1 protein-coding gene is annotated in these 1,904 nt (G+C 54.8%); it reads right to left on the bottom strand.

What is annotated here, in order from left to right; all coding sequences use genetic code 11:
* Nucleotides 1-590 precede the first annotated feature (590 nt).
* Nucleotides 591-1,715, bottom strand: a complete 1,125-nt coding sequence (locus DWY51_RS09370; protein ID WP_117770654.1) for an aminotransferase — start codon at nucleotides 1,713-1,715, stop codon at nucleotides 591-593.
* Nucleotides 1,716-1,904 lie beyond the last annotated feature (189 nt).

The raw sequence follows: 1,904 nt of genomic DNA, 5'->3' as shown, positions 1-1,904 counted from the left end.
TGCAGACCTTTCGTCATGGCCTCCTACCTTTCTTTCGGGCCCTTGTCAGGGCCGATTCGTTAGCGCCCCTCCGTGTGAGGCGTTATTGCTGACGACATATTTATATCCAAAATCAGCTCATACTTCCACCTTGCCCCCGAACGGTTTTTTATAGGGGGTGAACGGCATACACATATACTTCACGCATGGCACACTTCATCTTAATAAAGCGTATTTACGTGCTTAAACGCGTTTTAATCCTAAAATCAAATGGAACTAAACTTTGTTAAACCATCCTCAAATTGCATATTTCCAATAAAGCTATGAATAGAATTAGCGGTTCACACCGCGTCTCAACCATTTTCATTTTTATTCAGAAAAAAGTTTGTCCTATTCATTTCTGATAAATAAATTACCGTTTACCAGACGCTTGATACCGTTCACCGGAAACTCAGTATAAGGCCCAGCGGATACCGCCTCGCTTTACGGCCCCATTTGTAACAACTTGACTTCTCGGTATAGAAAAACGGACCCGCTTCCCCTAGGGAAACGGGTCCGTTTTCGATTATCTTCGGCTAATTTGGATAAGGCCCCCGAAGACCATCGGAATCCTAGCGATCGAACTCCGCCAGTGCCTCGCCCAAAAGCCTCAGGCCCTCGCGCAGAACGTCCTCGCTCGCGCAGTAGCCCAGGCGTGCGCCGCAGGGAAGCTCAAAACGGCTACCGGGGACCAGCAGCACTCCCCTCTCGGACAGCAGGCGCCTGCAGAACTCCTCGTCATCCTCGGGAATATCCAGCTGGATAAACGAGGTGGACACGCCCTGCGGGGCCGTCCAGGAAACGCGATGCTGCGTATCGATCCAAGCCTGCGCGATATCGCGGTTGCCAAACACGATCTTGCGATTGCGCTCGAGAATCTTATCCTTGTGCTCAAGCACATAGGTCGCCAGGGCGTCGTTGAACACACCGCCGCAGATCATGGTGTAATCGCGATAGGTGCGGATGCGGCTGGATATCTCTTCGTCTGCCAGGACCCAGCCCACGCGGGCCGCAGGTGTCGAATAGGTCTTCGACAACGAGTTGGTGACAATGGCCCTCTCGTACACGTCGACCATCGACATAAAGGACTCAGTGTTTTCGAGCGGCAGATATACCTCGTCGCACAGCACGTAGGCGCCCACCGAGCGGGCGATCTCGGCAATCTGGCCGAGCATATCGGCATCGAGCACCGTACCGATGGGGTTAGATGCGTTGTTGATGCAGATGAGCTTGGTGTTGGGACGCACCAAGCGCTTGAGTTCCTCGATATCGGGCTTCCAGCCGAGTTCCTCGCGAAGCTCCCAATACTCGACCTCGGCGCCCAGCGTGCGCGGAATCTCGTAGAGCGGCGCGTAGGTGGGCCACTCGGCGATAACATGGTCGCCGGGCTCGACCACAGCCATGATGGCGTTGAGGTTAGCGCCCGTGCAGCCATTGGTCTGCAGAATGTGATCGGGATTGACCTCCCGACGATACAGCTTGGCAACCTCGGCCTTAAACTCCGGCGAGCCCTCGATCCAGCCGTAGTTCATCTTCTCGCGGTCCAGGCGCTCGTAGAACGTGGCGCCGTCCTGTTCATCGAGCGCGCGCAGCTCGCCCATGGTGAGCGACGAGATCGTCGACTGGGCGATGTCCCACGTGGCGCTCTTCTCCCAAACGTTGAGCCATTCCTCAACGCCAATCGTCTTGATGTCCATAGCCAAGCTCCTTACAAAAGCAGTCATCCAATCGTGTTGACGTTCCTCATACAAGATTGGGGCGGTGCGAAAACCCGCACCGCCCCAATGGGAGACATCTAATGGCAGCTAGATGTATGTATTATGACCTGTACGGGTCCTTGAAGACCTTAGAGGTCCTCGCGCCAGAAGGGCATGCTCATGCAGCGC

This window comes from Collinsella sp. AF25-2LB, from assembly GCF_003458415.1.
Lineage (GTDB): Bacteria > Actinomycetota > Coriobacteriia > Coriobacteriales > Coriobacteriaceae > Collinsella.
This window is presented reverse-complemented; position numbering and strand designations above follow the sequence as displayed.